The 21,033-nt window shown below is 61.5% G+C and carries 15 protein-coding genes; 6 read left to right on the top strand and 9 right to left on the bottom strand.

Features of this window, described 5'->3' with window-relative positions; translation table 11 throughout:
* The 4 genes from OHL18_RS21420 to rpsL form a co-directional block, all read right to left on the bottom strand.
* The coding region (locus OHL18_RS21420; RefSeq protein WP_263376921.1) for a GTP-binding protein at positions 1–278 on the bottom strand (278 nt) is incomplete at its 3' end.
* 69 nt (positions 279–347) lie between these two features.
* The gene (gene fusA, locus OHL18_RS21415) at positions 348–2,447 is read right to left on the bottom strand and encodes an elongation factor G (protein WP_263376920.1); all 2,100 of its coding nucleotides are present in this window, start codon (positions 2,445–2,447) and stop codon (positions 348–350) included.
* A 107-nt stretch (positions 2,448–2,554) separates the two neighbouring features.
* Positions 2,555–3,025, bottom strand: coding sequence for a 30S ribosomal protein S7 (rpsG, locus tag OHL18_RS21410; protein WP_089842869.1), 471 nt, complete (start codon positions 3,023–3,025; stop codon positions 2,555–2,557).
* Positions 3,026–3,105: 80 nt separating this feature from the next.
* A complete protein-coding gene (gene rpsL / locus OHL18_RS21405) occupies positions 3,106–3,492 on the bottom strand; it encodes a 30S ribosomal protein S12 (protein WP_174336420.1) in 387 nt (128 codons plus the stop codon).
* A 909-nt stretch (positions 3,493–4,401) separates the two neighbouring features.
* Here rpsL and OHL18_RS21400 point away from each other — a divergent pair.
* The gene (locus OHL18_RS21400) at positions 4,402–6,492 is read left to right on the top strand and encodes a S9 family peptidase (RefSeq protein WP_263376919.1); all 2,091 of its coding nucleotides are present in this window, start codon (positions 4,402–4,404) and stop codon (positions 6,490–6,492) included.
* 304 nt (positions 6,493–6,796) lie between these two features.
* Positions 6,797–9,247: a hypothetical protein gene (locus OHL18_RS21395; protein ID WP_263376918.1), complete on the top strand. Its 2,451-nt coding sequence runs from the start codon at positions 6,797–6,799 to the stop codon at positions 9,245–9,247.
* 144 nt (positions 9,248–9,391) lie between these two features.
* On the opposite strand, the gene nusB is transcribed toward OHL18_RS21395, so the two are convergent.
* Positions 9,392–9,814 (bottom strand): transcription antitermination factor NusB, encoded by a 423-nt coding sequence (gene nusB / locus OHL18_RS21390; RefSeq protein ID WP_263376917.1) that lies wholly within the window; start codon positions 9,812–9,814, stop codon positions 9,392–9,394.
* Complete coding sequence (gene ribH, locus OHL18_RS21385; RefSeq protein ID WP_263376916.1) at positions 9,814–10,680, bottom strand: 6,7-dimethyl-8-ribityllumazine synthase; 867 nt, start codon at positions 10,678–10,680, stop codon at positions 9,814–9,816. The genes nusB and ribH overlap by 1 nt, the downstream gene beginning before the upstream one ends.
* A 307-nt stretch (positions 10,681–10,987) precedes the next feature.
* Between ribH and OHL18_RS21380 the strand changes: the two genes are divergently transcribed.
* The 4 genes from OHL18_RS21380 to OHL18_RS21365 all read left to right on the top strand — a co-directional run bounded on the left by OHL18_RS21380 (position 10,988) and on the right by OHL18_RS21365 (position 17,002).
* Positions 10,988–11,782: an enoyl-CoA hydratase/isomerase family protein gene (locus OHL18_RS21380; protein ID WP_263376915.1), complete on the top strand. Its 795-nt coding sequence runs from the start codon at positions 10,988–10,990 to the stop codon at positions 11,780–11,782.
* 319 nt (positions 11,783–12,101) lie between these two features.
* On the top strand, positions 12,102–14,087 hold the full coding sequence (locus tag OHL18_RS21375; protein WP_263376914.1) for an outer membrane protein assembly factor BamB family protein: 1,986 nt from the start codon (positions 12,102–12,104) through the stop codon (positions 14,085–14,087).
* 180 nt (positions 14,088–14,267) lie between these two features.
* A complete protein-coding gene (locus tag OHL18_RS21370) occupies positions 14,268–14,843 on the top strand; it encodes a hypothetical protein (protein ID WP_263376913.1) in 576 nt (191 codons plus the stop codon).
* Positions 14,844–15,772: 929 nt separating this feature from the next.
* Positions 15,773–17,002: a YncE family protein gene (locus OHL18_RS21365; RefSeq protein WP_263376912.1), complete on the top strand. Its 1,230-nt coding sequence runs from the start codon at positions 15,773–15,775 to the stop codon at positions 17,000–17,002.
* 78 nt (positions 17,003–17,080) lie between these two features.
* Here the strand turns inward: OHL18_RS21365 and OHL18_RS21360 are convergent, their stop codons facing one another.
* The 3 genes from OHL18_RS21360 to OHL18_RS21350 all read right to left on the bottom strand — a co-directional run bounded on the left by OHL18_RS21360 (position 17,081) and on the right by OHL18_RS21350 (position 20,796).
* A complete protein-coding gene (locus OHL18_RS21360) occupies positions 17,081–17,713 on the bottom strand; it encodes an FMN-binding negative transcriptional regulator (protein ID WP_263376911.1) in 633 nt (210 codons plus the stop codon).
* A 5-nt stretch (positions 17,714–17,718) separates the two neighbouring features.
* Positions 17,719–19,785, bottom strand: a complete 2,067-nt coding sequence (locus OHL18_RS21355; RefSeq protein WP_263376910.1) for a PP2C family protein-serine/threonine phosphatase — start codon at positions 19,783–19,785, stop codon at positions 17,719–17,721.
* A gap of 84 nt (positions 19,786–19,869) precedes the next feature.
* Positions 19,870–20,796 (bottom strand): YihY/virulence factor BrkB family protein, encoded by a 927-nt coding sequence (locus OHL18_RS21350; RefSeq protein WP_263376909.1) that lies wholly within the window; start codon positions 20,794–20,796, stop codon positions 19,870–19,872.
* Positions 20,797–21,033: the final 237 nt, after the last annotated feature.

Here is a 21,033-nt window from a genome sequence, read left to right as displayed (position 1 = left end):
ATGTTCTTGATGTAGTCGGCGTGGCCTGGGCAGTCAACGTGCGCGTAGTGGCGGTTCGGGGTCTCGTACTCGACGTGCGAGGTCGAGATCGTGATACCGCGCTCGCGCTCTTCCGGAGCGTTGTCGATCGTGTCGAACGAGCGGAAGATGTTGTGCGGGTTGTGCTTGGACAACACCTTCGTGATCGCCGCCGTCAGCGTCGTCTTGCCGTGGTCGATGTGACCCACCGTTCCAATGTTTACGTGAGGCTTAGACCGGTCAAACTTTTCCTTACCCATGATTCTCTCCGTATATCGCTACTTCTAATTCGTTATTACTGCTATCTCGTTTCGCTCAACCAGAGCGGCCTACTTGTCGTCCGAATCCTTGCCCTGAACCTTGGCGATAATCTCTTCCGAGACCGACCGAGGCGCTTCCTCATACTGCTTGAACTGCATCGAGTAGTTCGCGCGGCCCTGGGTCGCTCCACGCATGTGCGTCGCATAGCCGAACATCGTCGACAGCGGCACGCTGGCACGAATCGCCTGCGTATTGCCCACCATCTCCATGCCCTCAATGCGGCCACGGCGAGAGTTCAGGTCTCCGATGATCGTTCCCATGTAATCCTCGGGAACGGTCACTTCGACAGCCATAATCGGCTCCAGCAGAACCGGCTTCGCCTTCTTCGCGGCTTCCTTGAACGCCATCGATCCGGCGATCTTGAATGCCATTTCGTTCGAGTCGACATCGTGGTAGCTGCCGTCGTACACCGAAACCTTGATGTCCACCATCTCGTAGCCAGCCAGAATGCCGCGCTGCATCGCATCCTGAATGCCCTGGTCGATCGGCTTGATGTACTCCTTCGGAATCGCGCCACCCTTGGTGTCGTTCGTGAACTCGTATCCCTTGCCCGGTTCGTTCGGCGAGATGCGGATCTTGCAATGTCCGTAGTTACCCGAACCACCCGTCTGCCGGATGTACTTGCCTTCCGCCTCGGCGTTCGAGCGGATCGTCTCGCGGTAGTTCACCTGAGGCTTACCGACGTTCGCCTCAACCTTGTACTCGCGCATCATGCGGTCGACGATGATCTCAAGGTGAAGCTCACCCATACCGGCGATGATCGTCTGGCCCGAGTCCACGTCAGTACGCACGTTGAAGGTAGGATCTTCCTGCGCCAGCTTGGCGAGGGCCATGCCCATCTTCTCCTGGTCAGCCTTGGTCTTCGGCTCTACAGCAACCTCGATAACCGGCTTCGGGAAGTCGATCGACTCAAGCACTACAGGCGCCTTGTCAGTGCAGATCGTGTCGCCGGTGATCAGGTTCTTCAAACCAACCGCCGCGCAGATATCGCCAGCAAGGATCTCGGTGATCTCTTCACGCTTATTCGCGTGCATCTTCAACAGACGGCCAATGCGCTCCGTCTTGCCGGTACGCGGATTGAGCACCGAGTCGCCGGTCTTCAATACACCCGAGTAGACACGGATAAAGATCAGCTGACCGACGAAGGGGTCGGTCATGATCTTGAAGCCGAGCGCCGAGAACGGCTCGTTGTCATCAGCCTTGCGAATGATCTTCTCTTCCGGGTTGTCGATGCTCGAACCAATCATCGGAGGAATATCGAGCGGGCTTGGAAGGTAGTCGACCACTGCGTCGAGTAGCGTCTGCACACCTTTATTCTTGAACGAAGAACCGCACAGCACCGGGAAGATATTCATCGCGATCGTCGCCTTGCGGATACCCGCCTTCAGCTCTTCGACCGTCGGCTCTTCGCCTTCGAGGTACTTGTTCATGATGACGTCGTCAGAGTCCGCGACCGCCTCGATCAGCACGGTACGTGCCTTCTGGGCCGTTTCGAGCAGGTTCGCCGGAATCTCTTCCACCGAGTACTCAGCGCCCATCGTCTCGTCATGCCACAGGATCGCCTTCATGGTGACCAGGTCGATCACACCAAGGAACTTCGCCTCTGCGCCAATCTGAATGTTGATCGGAATCGCACGCGCGCCCAGGCGATCGACGATCGTCGAGGTCGCATAGACAGCGTCCGCTCCGGCCTTGTCCATCTTGTTGATGAAGCAGACCCGGGGAACCTTGTACTTGTCGGCCTGACGCCACACCGTCTCCGACTGAGGCTGCACGCCGGCAACTGCGTCAAAGCAGGCCACCGCGCCGTCGAGCACGCGAAGCGAGCGCTCTACCTCAGCGGTAAAGTCCACGTGGCCCGGTGTATCGATGATGTTGATGCGGATGTTTTTCCAGGTGCAAGTCGTCGCAGCCGACGTAATCGTGATGCCGCGCTCCTGCTCCTGCTCCATCCAGTCCATGGTCGCAGTTCCTTCGTGCACTTCTCCAATACGGTGCGTGATGCCCGTATAGAAGAGAATGCGCTCGGTCGTCGTCGTCTTGCCGGCGTCGATGTGCGCCATGATTCCGATATTCCGGCAACGATTCAGAGGTATAGTGCGTGCCACAGTCTTATCTCTCACTCTGCGGACTTCCGTCCGCGGTTACTTACATTGATCCCAAACTTGCGGGAGCAGGGAATGTCTTTCTATTCCCTGCTCCCTTATCCCCGCACTTACCAGCGATAATGCGCAAACGCCTTATTCGCTTCAGCCATACGATGAACGTCTTCCTTCTTCTTCATAGCGGCACCACGGCCATTCGCGGCATCGAGCAGCTCAGCGGTCAACTTATCGACCATGCCCTTTTCGCCGCGAGCGCGGCCATACGTCACCAGCCAGCGGATCGCGAGCGAAGTACGGCGCTCCGGCAGAACTTCGATCGGCACCTGGTAGTTCGCTCCACCAACGCGGCGGCTCTTCACTTCCAGAAGAGGCTTGCAGTTCTCAATCGCCTTCTTGAACAGCTTCAGGGCCTCGTCGCCACCCTTCTGCTCGAGGTTCGTCATGGCGGTGTAGAAGATGCCCTGCGCGGTCGACTTCTTGCCGCCCCACATCATGCTGTTCACAAACTTCGTCACCAGGGTCGAGTTATAAACCGGGTCCGGTGAAACTTCACGCTTAGCGATGTAGCCTTTTCTTGGCATTGCTCTCTCTTCTCGTCTTCCTTCAGGGCCGTTGACTTCTCAAGACCTGAACCTGTTGTTACTTCACTGAAAACCTAGAACTACTTACCCGCAGCAGCCTTCGGACGCTTCGCGCCGTACTTTGAGCGGCTCTGCTTCCGGTTCGCCACGCCAACCGAGTCCAGCGTTCCACGCACAACGTGGTAGCGAACCCCCGGCAGGTCCTTCACACGGCCACCGCGGATCAGCACAATCGAGTGCTCCTGCAGGTTGTGGCCGATGCCCGGGATGTAGGTCGTAACTTCAATTCCGTTGGTGAGGCGGACACGCGCAACCTTGCGGAGAGCCGAGTTCGGCTTCTTCGGGGTCTGCGTGTAAACGCGGGTGCAGACGCCACGGCGCTGGGGCGAACCCTGAAGCGCGGGGCTGGCGGTCTTATAACGTGTCGGCGTGCGGCCTTGCTTGACGAGCTGATGGAACGTAGGCACTGAAGCTCCTTCGAAAAAACCGTGAAACAAAACTTGTTTTCAAACGTGCAGAAGGGTGAGGGCTTCGCTCTTCGGCGGCGCATTTGCGCGCACACGCGAAAAAATGAGAACGCTGATGCGTCTCTTACGAAGATCTTCCCTGCTTCACGCCTGTACATCGGTACAACAAACCAGACGAAAACAGTCGACGGTGGTCGAGCGTCTTCCATTTGAAGGCTTTCTCAAGCCCGACTGCCGGAAGAGCCGACTCCGTTTCGCTGTCCCGGCCCGCATAGCCCATCCAAGGTGGAGGGTGGTCGCAGGCACGATTGCGATAGGCCCCGAACATTTGGCGTGCTTACGCACACCTTGCCGGGGTGAATCTCTTGTATCCAGTGTAAAGGAAGTGCTGATCGAAGGCTATTCGCCGTCCAGATCAAGATTCACTTTCAGGCCAACTTTCAGCCCACCACGCTGCGGGAACACCCGACGGCGCGCTCCGGATACTCGCGGAACCTTCTAACAATATCAAGCCGTACCCGCAGAGTCAATAAATTTGGTGGAAATTGTCTCCCACCTGAGCCAGATCTCCGCATTTTCACTCATCTGACTAAAAATTCGCGGGTCGGCCATTGAAAATTAGCCAGTCAGTGATTGAAAGCGCCGTCGCCCCCGACTCGTCATTCCCTGGGAGCGATCATCGTCTCGACCGAAGTCCGCGCCTTTGCGGACGCAGTCGATAGCCCCAGCATTTCGCTTTTCCATGAGGATAAAGCGCGTCACTCACATCCGTGCCCCATTCATCGCGCCTCTGTTTCACGCGATGAGTGGGACCGCCACCAAACCCCATGCCGGCTGCCCCATCCATTCAGTTTCATCGCATGGGTGCCCCCCCCCCGCGCCCCAGATGCCCATGCTAGCCTTTTCCTCATGTCCGCACGTCTCCCTTGCCTGGCCGCCCTAGCCCTCCTCGCCGTCGCCACCACCGCCCTCTCCCAGAGCGGCACTCCCGCCCCGATGGTTCCGCTCGCCAAGCACGATCCCCGCCTCGAAAAGGTGACCGAGGCCATGCACGCCTCAAAGTCCCCGACCTACGTCGCCCTCTCCCCCGACGGCGCAACCGTAGCCTGGACCCTCCGCCGCTCCGAAGGTACGCAGATTCATCTGGTCCCGGTCGCCGACCCCGCAAAGGACACCGTCCTCAAAGTCGAGGGCCGTGAAGACTGCGCCAGCGAAGCCCCCGTCTGGTCACCCGACGGCACCACTTTCGCCTTCACCTCCACCTGCACTCCTAAATCCGAGAAGGCCGGACAAGAACAGATCTTCCTCTGGACTAAATCCACCGGCAAGTTCAAGCAGCTCACCCACCTCACCGGCAACATACAGTCGCTCGCCTTCTCGCCGGACGGCAAGTCCCTTGCCTTCCTCTTTGTCGAAAACGCCACCCGCTCCGCCGGAGCCCTCGCCGCCATGAAGCCCTGGTCCGGCGTCATCGGCGAAGACGGCATCGAAATCCAGCGGATCTACGGTATCAATGTCAGCGACGGCGGAGGCGAATTCCTTACTCCCAGCAGTCTCCATGTGTATGAATTCGACTGGTCTCCTAACTCGAAGCAGCTTGCATTCATCGGCGCTAACCCACCAGGGGAAAATAATTGGTGGGTAGCAAAGCTTTACACGATCCCGGCGGATCGAGACGATAAGGGGAGGATTTTTGACAGTTCGCGCGCCCTTGACAGCAGGATGTGGTCTCCGCCGCCAGTAGTTCTCGACCCCACCACCGTCTCCGGCCCGCTCCACGGCCTCCAGATCGCCGTCCCACGCTTTTCCCCTGACGGCTCGCAGATCGCTTTCATCGGCGGCATCATGTCCGATCAAGGTTCCACCGGCGGAGACATCTACACAATCCCCTCCACCGGCGGCGAGCCCAAAGACATCACCCCCAACCGCGAAGCCACCCCCGCCTGGTTCTCCTGGGTCAACTCCGACACGCTCGGCGTATCCGAGTCCGCCCGCGGCAACACCCACCTCTTCGCCTACGACATCAGCTCCCAAAAAGACATCCCGCAATACGACCTCAGCGTACCCGAGACGCTCCGCGCCGGCGGCCTCTCCATGCGCGTCTCCCTCTCCGCTGACAGCCAATCCATCGCTTACATCCGCAGCTCCTTCAGCACCCCGCCCGAGGTCTACGCAGGCCCCTTCGGCTCCGTCAAACAGATCACCCACCTCAACGACAACGTCAAACCGGTCTGGGGTAAATCCGAATCCGTCGAGTGGGACAACGAAGGCTTCCATGTTCAGGGCTGGCTCCTCTACCCCGCCGATTACGATCCCGCGAAGAAGTATCCCCTCATCGTCAGCGTGCATGGCGGCCCATCCGCCGCCACGGCCAACTCCTGGGCAGGCGGCGGAGCGCTCTTCTCTGCCATGGGCTACTTCGTCTTCTCGCCTAACCCCCGCGGCAGCTACGGCCAGGGCGAGCGCTTCACCCAGGCCAACGTCAAGGACTTCGGCTACGGTGACCTCCGCGACATCCTCAAGGGCATGGATACCCTCGAAGCCACCCTCCCCATCGACAAAAATCGCGAAGGCATCACCGGCTGGAGCTACGGCGGCTTCATGACCATGTTTGCCGTCACCCAGACCAACCGCTTCCACGCCGCCGTCGCCGGGGCAGGAATCTCCGACTGGAAGAGCTACTACGGGGAAAACTCCATCGACCAGTGGATGGTCCCCTTCTTCGGCAAGACCGTCTACGACGACCCCGCCGTCTACGCTAAATCCTCCGCCATCGAGTACATCAAAAACGTCAAGACCCCCACCCTCGTCCTCGTCGGCGATCGCGACGGCGAATGCCCCGCCCCGCAGAGCTTCGAGTTCTGGCACGCCCTCCGCGCCGAAGGCGTCAAGACCCAGCTCGTCGTCTACCCCAACGAGGGCCACGGTTTCCGCGATCCCGCCCACATCCAGGACCGGGATGAGCGCATGTTGAACTGGTTCGCCACCGAAATGCCCTGAAGGCAAGGGTGTAGGGGATAGGGTTTAGGGTGTAGGGAAAACAACGGAGCGAAGCAATTCCTCCCAACCACTACGCCCTATATCGATCCGTCATCTCGACCGGAGCGAAGCGGAGTGGAAAGCCCCCTCATTGGTCTTAGCCATTGCATGTACTCGCCTACACCCCAACCCTACCCCCTATACCCTTCTACCTGCTCCACCCGTCTATCCCCTGTACGCCGTTTTCCATTACACTGAAGTCTCGGTAATTCAGCGTCTGCGGTAGCACCGTTCAGCTAGGGTTCCGGTTGGACGGGGAGGTTCAATGCGTCGGTTTGTCTCGGTATTCGCTCTACTCTTTTTCGCCATCCCTTTTGGCATCTCCATCAATGGCTGCGGCAAAAAAACGGCCATCACGTATTGCTCTGGCGACTCCGGCGTCTCCGTCGGGCAGGTAGTCTCGATCACTCTCCAGCCGAAGATCTACGGCATCTCGATCAATCAGGCTGAGATCTCGCAGACGTCGTCGCCCTCAGGCATCGACTGCAAAGGCACTGCCGTCTCCTCCGCCAGCTACACCTACGCCTCGAGCGACACCACGCGCACCCTGCTCGACATCCAGCCCACCACCGGCAAGCTCTGCGGCGGCACATGGAACCGCAACAGCGGCGGCGGCATTCCCGACTACACCACCTGCACCTCAACGGGCATGACAGGCATCGCCTACGTCACCGCAACCGCGAACGGAGTCACCAGCAACCCGCTGCCCGTCTACGTCCACCCTGTCGTGACGAGTGTGGTGCTCGGAGCCCCCTCCACCGACTGCCTCAACGACCCCGCCACCAACTGCAGCCCCGCCGCCACAAACGCAGACAGCTCTTCCACCTCCGCGATCGCCTGCCCGGTCGCCTACTCGAACGGGTGCTGCAATATCGCCACCGTCGTCGTTCCCAATCCCGCGCCCGCAAACTACGACCAGAAGAGCTGTGTCTCGCAGACCTACAATGCGCAGCTTGCCGCCCGCGTCTACGCCGGGACCGGCACAAACCGGACCAACGTCAGCTGCCAGGTCGGCCACGTCACCTACGCCGCCCAGTCTGCCGGCATTGTCACCATCGACCAGAACGGTCTCGCCACGGCAGAGCAGCCCGGCGCTACCATCGTGACCGCGACCGTCGCCCTGACCGGAAGCTCGGCCGGCTTCTTCTCCACCTGCCCGCCCGCCGACATCGCCCTCAGCTACCCCGGCAGCACCACGGGAACCACCAACATCGTCGTCAACCAGAACAACACCCAGCCCATCTCGGCCACTGTCACCGATACCCTCGGCAAGCCGATGACCGGCCTCGCCCTCGAGTACGTCTCGACCACGCCCATCACCATCCCTGCCTCGTCGAACGGAACCGTCACCCCGGTCTTCCCTGGCCAGGCCGCCATCACCGCCATCTGCCAGCCCCCCACCTGCAACACCGCCCCGCAGAGCGAACTCGGCGTCTTCGGCAACGGCAAGTCCGTCACCTCGAAGCCCGTCAACATCACGACCCCGGGAACCAACAGCACCGTCCTCTACATCGCCAGCACTGACTCGCAGTACATCGTCCCTGTGGACTTCACCCAGACCCAGCTCGGCGCTCCCGTCCGCCTGCCCTTCGTTCCCAACTCCATCGCCCTCAGCAACGACCTCACCAGCATCTATCTGGGCAGCGACACCGAGTTGATGGTCGTCAACGCCACCTCGCTCGCCATCACCAAGCAGGACACCACCGTCCACGGCGTCGTCCTCTCCGTCTCCCCGGACAACAGCACCGTCGTCATCAGCGACCCGGTCCGCCAGCAGATCTATCTCTATAACTCCAGCGGCACCGTCTCCACCACCTACGGCGGAGTAGGAACCCACGCCGCATGGAGCCCGGACTCGCAGACCGTCTACATCGCGGCAGGAAACCAGATCCTTGTCCACTCCTCCTTCAGCGGATGGAAGCAGCTCTCGCCCGCAACCTCGGGCGGCACCGCGGTCAACGACGTCACGGTCACCGTTCCCGCCGTCGGCGCTTACTTCTCAGGCCCCGTCACCACCGCCCGCGGATACTGCTCGGCCACGACCTCCGACACCTCCACCGCGCCGCCCACCGTCAGCAACATCTTCTACCCCACTGCCGACTCGGTCGCTGCTCTCACCGATCGTCTGGCGGCCACCAACGACGGCTTCCATATCCTCGGCGCAAACGCCTCCGCCGCGACCCTCAACGACATCCAGGTCAACCTCGCTCCCGTCGCCGCCACCACCAACGGCCCAGGATCGCTCACCGCCTCAGGCGGGATCACCTGCCCCACCAACGGCGCCGGCCTTACCTTCTCGAGCGTCGTAGCTCCCATCGCGCTCACCGGCATCGTACCGACCGCCATCACCGGCGTCCTTCCCACCTCGGACTCGAAGGTAGCCTTCGTCACCTACACCGGCACCGGCGGAGTTCTTCCCTACTACGTCCCGCCCACCTTCGGGTCAGGCGGCAACACCTCAGGCGTCGGCATCCCCGGAACCTACAACACCATCCCGCTCACCGCTCCGGCCATCGCTCCAGTTGCCGGAATCATCAGCGCCGACAATACCACTCTCTACGTCGGCACCTCGGGCGACGCTCTCGTCCACCTGATCAATACCGGCACCTTCACCGACACCAAGACCATCGCCCCGAACCTGCCCAGCGCCACCGGCGCAACCGGCACCTTCGCCATCCCCAACCTGCTGGTCCAGAGGCCCCGCAAGACGACCTAAAGACACGGTGTAGGGTACAGGGTTTAGCGTGCAGTGAGAACCAAGGCCCGAGCCACAATAAAGCAGAAACGGAAAAAGCCCCTCGCAAGAGGGGCTTTGCTATTGCCGTTCTACTCCCTAAACCCTGTCCCTTACACCCTGCTTCTACGAAAGCCTCTGCTTCAACAGGTCCCGCGCAATCGCATCCAAAACGCCATTCAAGAAGTGAATCGACTCCGGCGCGGCATACCGCTTCGCCACCTCCAGCGACTCGTTAATGATGATCGGCCCCGGCGTGTTCGGATAAGCCAGCATCTCCGCAATCGCCGTCCTCAGCAGATTGCGATCGACCACCGGCATCCGCTCAATCCGCCAGTTCTGCGAGTGGTCCTCGATGATCTTGTCGATCTCCGCCTGCCTTGAGGTCGCAACACGGTGCAGGTCCTCGGCGAACCCTCGTGTCTCTTCATCCACATCGTCGCGCGAAGGCCAAAACAGCTTCCGTACCTCCTCCGGCGTCTGCTTCCCAAGATCCCCTTGGAACAGCATCTGCATCGTCAGCTCGCGAGACTTACGCCGCGTGCCCACTATGCCTTCACCGCAATCTTCCGCTGGATCGAAACCATCTCGATCGCTGCAATCGCCGACTCAAATCCCTTATTCCCGGCCTTCACGCCCGCGCGATCGAGAGCCTGCTCCAGCGTCTCGCAAGTCAGTACGCCGAACGCATGCGGCACGCCGGTCTCCTGCTGCGACTGCCCAATCCCGCGTGCGACTTCGGTATAGATCGCCTCGTAGTGAGCCGTCTCTCCGCGCAGCAAACATCCCAGCGTAATCACCGCGTCAAACCGCTTCGACTCAGCCAAGGTCCGAGCTGCGGAGGGAACCTCCCACGCACCCGGCACCCGAACAATCTCAATGTCCGCCATCTTCGCGCCGCTCCGCGTCAGCCCATCAAGAGAGCCCTGCAGCAGCCGGTCCGTGATCACCGCATTCCATCGCGCCGTCACGATCGCAAATCGCATCCCTGCCGCGGAAAGATCGCCTTCAATCGCCACCGGCTTGCCATGCAGCGGATTCTCTGACTCCCAGAACCCAACCTCCAGCCCATCGCCCAGATCGACCCTCACCAGCCGCGAGTTCCAGTGCGTGGCCGCAGCTTCACTCAGCTTCGCCGCGACATCCTCGCTGCGAAAGTTCGCGATCATCCAAGAGTGAATCGCCGCCCGAACAGCATCGAGCTGTGTCACCTCGACCAGCAGCTTCGGCACGCCGGGCATCCTGCCGGCCACCAGCTCGATGTTCCCCACCGGCGCAAGAAACGCCGCGCCCTTGCCATCCTTGTCTTCCCAACCCTTACCCGGCTCGAATCCCAACGCCGCAAACAAGCCACCCAGCTTGCCGAACGCTTCCTCGGATCCAACTGCCTGCACCAACGTAATTCCCTTGATCATCCCTTCATTGTATCCAGTCCGTTGTTCGTTCTACGCTCTACGTTGTTCGTTAAACGTACTCCGTCATCCTGAGCGAAGGTTGGCGCGCTTTTTGCGCCAACCGGAGTCGAAGGACCCCGATGCCGCTTACGTCGGCACAGCCGCTTGCACCTTTCTGCCAAGAATCGCTCAGCCGCGACTGCAGAACCGTCCATTGAGGCAAGACACCGGTCAAGCCGTCCTGCTCACTGCTCCCTGTTCCCTACCCCTTTCACCCTGCCCTTGCGCTCTCCCCCGTCCCGGTCTACCGTCTCCATGGGAGACCACCATGCACTTTGAAACCCTGCTCTACGACTGCCAGCATCACGTCGCCACCGTCACCCTGAACCGCCCCAAGGTCCTCAACGCCCTCAACGCCAAGGTCCTCAACGAACTCGAAGAACTCTTCGCCCAGATCTCCGAAAACTCCTCCATCCGCGCCGTGCTCATCACCGGCTCCGGCGATCGTGCCTTCGCCGCCGGTGCCGACATCAACGAGCTCGCCAAAGCCGGCAAAGCCCCCAACTCCCCCACCGGCGAGCAACTCGCTCTCCGCGGCCAGAACGTCTTCTCCCTCATCGAAACCTGCGGCAAGCCCGTCATCGCCCTTATCAACGGCTTCGCCCTGGGAGGCGGCTGCGAACTCGCCCTCGCCTGCACCATGCGCCTGGCCGCCGACACCGCCAAGCTCGGCCAGCCCGAGATCAAGCTGGGCATCATGCCCGGCTACGGAGGCACCCAGCGCCTCCCACGCCTCATAGGCACCTCCCGCGCCCTCCGCCTCATCCTCACCGGCGACACTATCGACGCCACCGAGGCCCTCCGCATCGGCCTAGTCGATGAGGTCCACCCCGCCGCCGACCTTCTCGCCAAGGGCCACGCCCTCGCGACTCAGATCGCCTCCGCCGCCCCACTCTCCATCACCGGCTCGCTCGAAGCCGTCCGCCGCGGCAGCCACCTCGACCTCCACGACGCTCTGCGCGTCGAAGCCGAGATCTTCGGCGAACTCTGCAACTCCCAGGACAAGACCGAGGGCACCGCCGCCTTCCTCGAAAAGCGCAACCCCCGCTGGCACGGCCACTAAACCGTCGCTATCAGCCATCTCTCGCTACGGATACGTCATCTCGACTGAAGCATCGCAGTATCATCGCGATGCGCAGTGGAGAGATCCGAGCATTTGTCTTTGACGTTGCATTTGCCGGGTGCCCCATATCTGGCAGCTTCACGACCAGATGTGGGATCCTGCTGCGACAAAATCCATCATCCCGAGCTCCACGCCCCAAAACCACCCCGGCGAACCCACTCCCCTTTCCCATTTCTGCAACCACCTCCCATCCCCATACCCACAATTCCGTGCAAACCTGCATCAAACCCATAAGCTGGAAAAGACGCAAAAGGGCCCGATGACGACCCAACAAACAACATCTCAAGCGTTCTTCCCCGGGACGCTCGTCCTGGTCCTTGCCCTGTGCCTCATCGGCTGCGGCTCCGGCACCAACGCCACCAGCCCTCCGCAGGACGTCATACCCGACTTCAGCCTCACCGTCACCCCCACCGCGCTCACCGTCACCACCGGCACCAGCGGAGCCGCAATCGTCATCCGCGCCACCGGCACCACCACCTTCTCCGGCTCCGTCGCCCTGGCCATGGACGGCCTCCCCTCCGGTGTCACCGCCTCCCCAGCCTCCATCTCGCTCACCCCCGGCAGCGACCAGACCGTAACCCTTCAAGCCTCCGCGCAGGCTCCCACCGGCACAGCAAACGTCACCCTGACCGGAACCTCCGGCACGCTCAAACACACCGCGATGGTCGCGCTTACCGTAGCCGCCCCGGCCACCACCCCGCCTCCCACGACCACCGGCATCGACGTCACCACCTACCACTACGACAACGCCCGCGACGGCCTCAACGCGCAGGAGACCACCCTCACCCCGGCAAACGTCAACTCCTCCTCCTTCGGCCTCGTCGGCCTCTTCCCCGTCGACGGCAAAGTCGACGCACAGCCCCTCCTCGTCAGCAACCTCACCCTCCCCAGCTCCACCACCGCCAACATCCTCTACGTCGCCACTGAGCACGACTCCGTCTACGCCCTCGACGCCGCCACCGGCGCGCAAATCTGGAAGACCTCCATCCTCAGCTCCGGCGAGACCACCAGCGACATCCACAGTTGCAGCCAGATCACCCCTGAGATCGGCATCACCGCCACGCCCGTCATCGACCGCGACCTCGGCCCCAACGGCACAATCTTCGTCGTCGGCATGTCGAAAGACAACGCCGGCAACTACCACCATCGCCTCCACGCCCTCGACCTCGCCACCGGCGCCGAACTCTCCGGCAGCCCCACAGAGATCGCCGCCACATATCCCGGGACCGGCGCGGGCAGCGCCAACGGCACCCTCACCTTCGACCCTGGCCAATACGCCGAACGAGTCGGCCTTCTTCTCCTCAACGGCAACCTCTACACGACTTGGACCAGCCACTGCGACATCGCTCCCTACACGGGCTGGGTCATCGGCTACAACGAGACCACCCTCCAGCAATCGAGCGTCCTCAACCTCACCCCCAACGGCAGCGACGGCGCCGTCTGGATGAGCGGCTTCGGCCTTGCCGCCGACGCCTCCAACATCTACCTCCTCGACGCCAACGGCACCTTTGACCCCGGCTACACCCCCGACGGCTTTCCCAGCAAATCCGACTACGGCAACGCCATGCTGAAGATCGCCACCACCCCGAAGCTCACCGTCACCGACTTCTTCGAGCCCTGGAACACGACCGCCGAATCGGCCATCGACCAGGACCTCGGCTCTGGCGGAGCCATGCTCCTGCCCGACACGCAGGACAGCACCGGCAAGACCCGCCACCTCGTCGTCGGAGCTGGAAAAGACGGCAATATCTATCTCGCCGACCGCGACGACATGGGCAAGATCAACCTCTCCTCGCCCGACAACTCCAACGTCTACCAGCAGATCCCCAACGGCGTCGCCAGCGGAGCATGGTCCGGCCCGGCCTTCTTCAACAACACCCTCTACTACGGCGGCCGCGGCGACAACCTTCGCGCCTACCCGGTCGCCAACGCCCTCATAGCCACCGCGCCATCCAGCAAGTCCGCTGTCACCTTCCCCTATCCCGGCACCACGCCCGCGATCTCCGCCAACGGCACCAGGAACGGCATCGTCTGGGCAGTCGAGAGCTCACAGAACTCCGCCGGCGTACTCCACGCCTACGACGCCTCCAATCTCGCCACGGAGCTCTACAACAGCAACCAGGCCGCCAACAGCCGCGACTCCTTCGGCAACGGCAACAAGTTCATCACCCCCATGGTCGCCAACGGTCGCGTCTACATCGGCACACAGAAGGCGGTAGCCGTCTTCGGCCTCCTCACCCAGTAGAACGATTACTCCGTCGTTCTGAGCGAAGCGAAGAATCCCCGCATTTATCCGGCCACCGACTCCACATGCACCGCGTCTTTGTCTCGTGGGTGGGACATTACTGTAAAGCACGAACCGTTCTCCTTTCCCTACACCTAATTCAACAAAATCCCACCCCCATCCGTCCCTCGATAAGTTGATATGCTTACCTCTGTGCGCCTCACCCGCCGTCTCCCAACCTCTCTCTCTGCGATGCCGCTCTTGCTCTGTCTCGCCCTCGCGGCGGGCTGCAACCGCTCCGCCGTCGTCCCCGACTCCGACGCCCGCGTCAACGCCTCCGAAAAACAAGCCCAGACCGAACTCATCCGCCAGCAACTCGACCTCATCCCCCCGCCCTCGAAGTCGCGCTACATGGCCGTCCACGCCCTCACCTCGTGGGAGAACCCCTACCTCACCGTCCAGGGCAACATGCTCACCCTCCACGTAACGGTCGCCGACGCCAACACCAGCGACCTAGGCGTAGGCGGCATCCTTCGCCCTGTCGGAGCCCGCCGCCAGGACCTCAACATTCGTACCTCCGACCTTCCCGGAGCCCTCAACGCCGTCCCCCAGACCGCCTGGCCCTACGGTCGCGTCGTCGCCGTCGAAGAGGCCCACGACACCCCCGCCAAGGCACGCCCCCAGGTCCGCCGCAACATGGAGACCGCCATGCAGCTCCTCAACGACCTCGGCATCGTCGTCTACGAGTGGAACGAATCCGGCAACCCGATCAAGTAGCGTCGCCTTATCCAGCGCACAAGAACCACGTCATCCCCAGACTTGGTCATAAACTTCAACCTTGTCATCCTTCGCGAACCGGGGCATCTGCTTTTGTTCTTGCACTTGCCGTCATTCTGAGCGAAGCGAAGAATCCCCGCATTTGCCGTTGCAGTTGCATTTGCTCTTGCCTCTAGGTAAGCCGAGGCTTCAGCCTCGGCAATCAATCCAGCCAAGGAATCGGGGCTTCAGCTCCTGGGGTATGTCTTCCTCAATCCCGCCCCTCCCGCCTGGAAACCAAATACCGCACAAAGCTCCCAAGCCCCGCAAACCGATACCCCGGATCGACCCACCTCTCGATCACATAAAACGCAAAATAGTACAGCCGACAAGAACACCACACCGCCACCGCCAACAAAAATGCGCACTTCAGCGTGGGGCGATCCGTCAAGATCAACCCACATGCCGTGCAGCCAGCAACCAGAAACATCACCGCCTTCACGCGGTACAACAATGGAATATGCGGCCGACTCTCCTCCATAATTTGCCTCCGTCTCCGTTCTTTGACCTCCACACAGAAAAATTGGCTTGTAAAATCCACCGCATGATCTCGATCCTTCACGAGAAAGACTACGAGTTGCTCGGCGACGTCGAGATTCGCTGTGAGGACTGGCAGAGGATCAGAAAGTTAGGGGCAGTCCGCTTTGCCACACAGTACTGTAGGGCCACTTTAGGAGTTAGACTTGGCGGATTATTGCTTCTGACAACGGCAGCGAGCCTCCATAACCTCCACGAAATCAGTACAGATTTATGGATATTTTTGGCGTATTTTCTCTTCGCCCTAGTTGCTGGCCTGGTCCACGCAGCCCGCGCATGGTTGAGGCTGGAACGTCGATTCAACCGCGACGCTCCTCAAGGGCCCTGATCTCTCCTCCGTTACACTCCTAGAAGTGCACCCCCTCACCAAGCTCGCCCTCACCGCCGCCCTGCTCAGCCTCACCGCCTGCCGCCGCTCCGACTTCCCCGACGTCCCCTCCGGCTACCGCGAGTTCGCCTACGTCTCGAACGGCGGTGCCAACACCGTATCCGTCCTCGACCTCGTCTACCTCCGCCCCGACCGCACCCTCCAAGTCGGCCCCAACCCCTCCGGCATGGCCGTCAACCCCGTCAAGAACGAGGTTTATGTCGTCAACGCCGGTCCGGCCAACGGCAACGGCTCCATCACAGTCATCGACGCCCGCACCAACAAGGTCGTCTACACCATCGGCCTCCATCGCCAGCCCTACTTCATCTCCGTCGACGCCGCCGGCCGCCGCGCCTACGTCGCCAACTCCGGCTCCAACACCGTCTCCGTCGTCGACCTCGACCTCCGCCGCGAGATCGCCGTCGCCGGCACCGGCGAAGCCCCCGGCCTCGCGCGCATCGCCCCTGACATGCGTTCGCTCGTCGTCACCAACCGCGCCAGCGGCAGCGTCTCCATCTTCGCCGTCGACCCCACCCCGGCCCTTGATCCGAACGCCCCCGCCAAACAGCAACCCCAGCCGCTGCACTTCCGCGCCTCCTTCGATCACTGTCCCGGAGCCACCGACGCCGTGATCCTCCCCGACTCCTCCAAGGCCTTCATCGCCTGCTCCGGCGGTCATCAGGTCATGTCGATCAACCTGGCCGCCGCACCCGACTCCTGGGCCGCCAAACAAAACCCCTCGTTGCTCAATGACTCCGTCCTCGCGTTCTTGGACGTCGGCGAAACCCCCGTCGACCTAGCCATGAAGCCCGATGGAGGTGAGGTCTTCTCCTCCAACTTCGCCTCCGGCTCTATCTCCGAGATCTCCACCTACACCAACGAGGTAGGCGGCACCTACCCCATCGGCAACCACCCCGTCCACGGCATCGTCACAGCGGACAACTCCGCCCTCTGGGTCTCGAACTTCGGTGCCGACTCCCTCTCGCTCTACAGCATCGACGACGGCAAACTCGTCAGCAGCCTCCGGACCGGCTCCGCACCCGACTTCCTCGCCTTCTCCGCCGACGAGCATCTTTTATTGGCAGCCGACGCCCACTCCGGCGACGTAGCCGTCATCCGCACCCTCGGCAAACTAGGCCCTAACCTCTTCACCATCCTGCCCGCGGGCCCCTCACCCAACGCCATCGTCGTGAAAGCCATCACCGCCAACAAATGATTCTTGCGACCAACGCGAAGCGGTATGAAAGTCACGTTGTGACCGCCCCACGCGCAGTGTGCCCGTCCGTCAGGACATCTATTCGCCCCGAACCAACGCCTTCATCCTCAGACTCTCTACCGTCCCAATGTCCTCAAGCGCACCGACCACCGCCGCCCTATCGCGTTCGCTCCGATTCTGGCTCACCTTCCACTTCCCCTCGAGCCTGCGAATCGGCAGCTCAAACCCCACAATCCCCCGCATCTGCGAAGCGATAAACTCCGCCGGAGCGTCCGTCACCTTCCAAGGCACCGCCGACGATGCCTCATGCGTATCCGTAAGGCTTGTGAGGTGTTCTAACAGCCATGCCGCATCCTTCACCACCCGCAGCGGCCCATAAGCATGTACCGTCACGTAGTTCCAAGTCGGCACCACCTTGCCATCCTCAGCCTTACCCGGATACCACCCTGCCGAAACATAATGCTGAGGCCCTGCAAAGATCGCCAGCGCATCCACACCCTCCGCTAGGTCCTTCCACTGCGAATTGGCCCGCGAAACATGCCCCTTCAGAACGCCAAACTCTGATCCTTCAACTTCCTCATAGACCAGCGGAATATGCGAAGCCACCAGCCCCTCCGCACCCATCGTCACCACCGCCGCCAGCGGGTGCGCCCGCATCATTGCCACAAGCACCGGCAGCCGCGTCTCCAGATTTGCCTTCGGAATATACATACGCTCTACACCTGCCGCGCCAGCACCAGCGTAATGTCATCCGGCTGCTCATCTGCCCCAATCCAGGCATCCAGCGCCAGCATCACCTGCGCCGAGATCACATGCAGCGGCTCATCCCGGTACCGCGCCACCACCTCCATCAGCCGGTCCTCGCCGAAGTCGCCAAAATCGTTCTCCGGCTCCGTCACGCCATCCGAATAAGCCACCATGATGTCCCCGGTCTGCATCTGGAAGCCATCCTCCTCGTAGCTCATCCCATCCATCAGCCCAACGACGGTCCCACCCTTGTCCAGCCTTCGGATGCTCCCATCCCGGCTCAACACCAGCGGAGGCAACTGCCCCGCATTCGAATAGGTCATCCAGGAACTCTTCGCGTCGTAGTGAGCCAGGAACAGCGTCGCGTACTTCTCCGGCTGCGTGCTCCGATAAAGATGCCGGTTCAGCAGCGACATGATCCTACCGGGCGACTGAAACAGCTCCCCAGCATCCTCGCCCACCTCCTCGCGGCTCACCGTCAGCCCCGACACCGCGTCTTTCGCGTACAGCACCTCTTCGCTCGCGAACCGGTATGCCCGCACCGCCGAATGCAACGTCGCCATCAGCAGCGCCGCCGAAATCCCCTTCCCGCTGATGTCCCCCAGCGCGATGCCCACGCCCGTCTCCGTCCGCAGCTTGCCCGTCAGGTTCGCCTCGCTGTGGAACAGGATGAAGTCGTAGTAGTCTCCGCTCACCGACCGCGCCGGGCGGCACACACCGTGCAACTGCAGATTCGCCAGATCGCAGTCCGCATGAGGAAACAGATTCGCCTGCACCTCCTGCGCAATCGACAACTCATTCTGCAGCCTTTCCTTCTCCTTCTGCTCTACCAGCAGCCGCTGCAGCGATCCCGTCATCGCATTGAACGACCGCCCCAGCTCCGACAATTGGTCGACACCCTTCACCGTGATCCGATGGCTAAAGTCCCCGCGGTCAATCGCCTGCGTCGCCTCGTACAAATTCGCCACCGACCCCGTAATCGTCCGCCCCAACCTCACCGCAAGGTACAGCGCCAGCATCTCGAGCAGCCCGAACACCACGATCAGCACTCCTAATGCGATCCGATAGGCGCTTGTGATCGCCCCCGAAAGCGACCCTCCGAACAACTGCCGATACAGCAGAGATGGTCGCGAATCCACCCACATGGGAATGCTATCCAGTTCCCCTGTGTCCCAGTTTGTTACCGCCATGGTCGATAAGAATCGGACCTGAAGATCTGCGATATTCACCGGCGAAGGCGACGTTCCGCCAGAGACCGAGGGTGGTCGTTTCCGGTTCTTCGAGCTCGTCAATTCCTCAAACAGCTCGGCTCTGCCTAAGCCCTCGGCCACCAGATCCATCAGGCGTTCGTCCACCTCCACGCTGGTCAGCAGGCTCAAAATGCGATTGTCCGCCATCTTCTCCTGGTTGATCGCTACCAGATAAAGATCGTTCCCATCCAGCACGAGCCCCGCGAACCGGCCGTCCGGCAGCGTCGCCGCCCAGGGCGGCAGCCCCAGCGGCGTCCGCACAGAACTCGCATCCGCCGAATTCTGACTGAACCCCACCGGCACTCCATCCAGAAAGAGCCTGCTCTGCCGATGCAGCAGCGTCGTCCGCACCTCATCCAGCGAGCTTCCCGTATTGTCATCCGGCAGCGACGCCACCAGGTCTTGCCCCTTAACTCCTCCCGGCTGCAATCCCGCCGCCTGCAGCATCCGCCCAAAACGGTTGCCATTCTGGCCCGCCAGCCGGTCGTGTACCCCCAGCAGACGCGTATCCACCAGGTGAATCGCGAACTGTCCTGCGGCAAAGTACGCGAACACGCCCACCAGCGTCACGCCGAGCACCACCGGCGTCAGCCCAAACAGCAGGTAGGTCAGCACCAGCCGCCGGCGCAGACTCCATAGCAGCCGCGCCCGGATAAACCGCAGCGCCAGCGGAATCCCCACGCCAAAGAATGTGATCGCCGTAAGCACCTGCAGCACCGCGAACAGCCCGTTCCACTCGCTGTTGCCCAGCCGGAAGAGCCCCAGCAGAAAGAACTGCACTGCCATCCAGAACGCAGCGCCCTCTAGTCCCTTGGGAGGCCGTTTGATCCTATCTATCAACCGCTGCAGCGGTTCCATCGCCATCCCCGCCTAACCCTCCCGCTCGGCTTCACGTGCCAGCGCCAGAGTATATCGAGTCGCCGAAAAGTGCGCTCCCGCCAGCAGCATCAGCCCCGACAGAAACGCCCACATCATCAATCCCACCGAGATGTAAAACGGCCCATACACCGACTGAAAGTCCAGCCACGGCAGCGCCAGGATATACAGAAACTTCGCCACCTCCCACATCAGTCCCACCACGATCGCCGTCGGTATCACCGCCCGCGCCGGCACCTGCCGGTTCGGAAGCACCCAATAGATCAGGAAGAACAGCAGGATGCTTACCAGCCCGCCCACCACATGCAGAAACGAGCCCGCCACAAACCGGAACACCACATTGTCCGTATGCCCGAAGAACATCCACCCCACCACCGACTGCTGTCCCGCCGACAATGCCACCGAGATCATCGAAAGCGCCCCCACCGCAAACGCCAGCCCCAGCGAAACCGCCTGGTTGTGCAGATAGTTCCGGTTTTTCGTCACTCCCCAAACGTTATTCAGCGCCACCTCCAGCGGCAAAAACACACCCGTCGAGGTCACCAGCAACATCACCAGCGAGAACAACTGCGTTCCCTTCTTGGGATGGGCCAGTATCTGCATATTGCGAATGATAAAGTCCTGCCCCACAGGCAGGAAGCTTCGCATCATGTCCCCCACCACGCCCTCCATCGCCTGCGAATGGAAGATCTGTCGCGTGATCGTCAGCAGCAGCACGATGAACGGAAACAGCGACAGAATTACATTCGCCGCCACGCTGAACGCATAGGTATGGACCTCCGTCCGAGCCATATACCGCGCCAGCTCGACTACCTGCCGCCAGCCGCCGCTCGGCACCTTCGGCCGCAGCGTCTCCATCGGCTCTGGCTCCTTCTCTCCCTTCAGCGCATCACCCGGATCGAGACGCACCCCCTCAGGCATGATAACCTCCGCCCCGCGCCGCCGGTCCTCCGGATCTTCCGTCTTCATAGGCAAAATCGATGGCATCTCTTTAGATCATTCCCGCTGCTTCGTCATTTGCTTCGTCATTCCCGGAGGGAATCTCTGCGTTTGCTTCTGCCGTTGTTCTTGTTCCTGCCGTCAGCCCAACCCTGAGCAAGCGAAGGGAAGGGCCCCAACGAACCCGTACCACACCCAAACCACCCGAACCCTTCACCC

This window comes from Granulicella aggregans (genome assembly GCF_025685565.1).
Lineage (GTDB): Bacteria > Acidobacteriota > Terriglobia > Terriglobales > Acidobacteriaceae > Edaphobacter > Edaphobacter aggregans_B.
Note: the sequence above shows the minus strand (reverse complement) of the source record. Positions and strands in the feature narration are given on the sequence as shown.

Excerpts from the sequence above, each read along its gene's own strand:
- rpsG (WP_089842869.1), bottom strand. The coding sequence starts at position 3,025 with ATGCCAAGAAAAGGCTACATCGCTAAGCGTGAAGTTTCACCGGACCCG.
- OHL18_RS21400 (WP_263376919.1), top strand. The coding sequence starts at position 4,402 with ATGTCCGCACGTCTCCCTTGCCTGGCCGCCCTAGCCCTCCTCGCCGTC.
- OHL18_RS21395 (WP_263376918.1), top strand. The coding sequence starts at position 6,797 with ATGCGTCGGTTTGTCTCGGTATTCGCTCTACTCTTTTTCGCCATCCCT.
- ribH (WP_263376916.1), bottom strand. The coding sequence starts at position 10,680 with ATGATCAAGGGAATTACGTTGGTGCAGGCAGTTGGATCCGAGGAAGCG.
- OHL18_RS21380 (WP_263376915.1), top strand. The coding sequence starts at position 10,988 with ATGCACTTTGAAACCCTGCTCTACGACTGCCAGCATCACGTCGCCACC.
- OHL18_RS21375 (WP_263376914.1), top strand. The coding sequence starts at position 12,102 with ATGACGACCCAACAAACAACATCTCAAGCGTTCTTCCCCGGGACGCTC.
- OHL18_RS21370 (WP_263376913.1), top strand. The coding sequence starts at position 14,268 with ATGCTTACCTCTGTGCGCCTCACCCGCCGTCTCCCAACCTCTCTCTCT.
- OHL18_RS21360 (WP_263376911.1), bottom strand. The coding sequence starts at position 17,713 with ATGTATATTCCGAAGGCAAATCTGGAGACGCGGCTGCCGGTGCTTGTG.
- OHL18_RS21355 (WP_263376910.1), bottom strand. The coding sequence starts at position 19,785 with ATGGCAGTGCAGTTCTTTCTGCTGGGGCTCTTCCGGCTGGGCAACAGC.
- OHL18_RS21350 (WP_263376909.1), bottom strand. The coding sequence starts at position 20,796 with ATGCCTGAGGGGGTGCGTCTCGATCCGGGTGATGCGCTGAAGGGAGAG.